The sequence below is a fragment of the Pantoea sp. USMM079 genome, assembly GCF_037153115.1.
Lineage (GTDB): Bacteria > Pseudomonadota > Gammaproteobacteria > Enterobacterales > Enterobacteriaceae > Pantoea > Pantoea communis.
This window is the reverse complement of sequence record NZ_JBBCKX010000105.1, coordinates 1-220: the sequence shown is the minus strand read 5'-3', so window position 1 is coordinate 220 and position 220 is coordinate 1. Positions and strand designations below refer to the sequence as shown.

Genomic DNA, 220 nt, shown 5'->3' with positions numbered 1-220 from the left:
TAGACTTTCCCTCCTCCCAGACTGAACTCCGTCACGTCACTGACCCATTTCTGATTCGGTTCGCTGGCCTGGAAGTTTCTCTGCAGAACGTTAGCGCTGGTGTGCCCGCAGGGACCCTTCCAGGACTGGTATTTCTTGGGCCTCAGGTTCGACGCCAGCTTTAGTTCCCGCATCAGTTTTCCGACCGTTTTATGGTTCAGCGGCATCCCGTCATTACGCA

Annotated in this window: 1 pseudogene; it reads right to left on the bottom strand. The window is 55.0% G+C overall.

The features are described 5' to 3' along the window. Positions 1–220: pseudogene (locus tag WFP70_RS26725) on the bottom strand (IS3 family transposase); the annotation flags it as partial.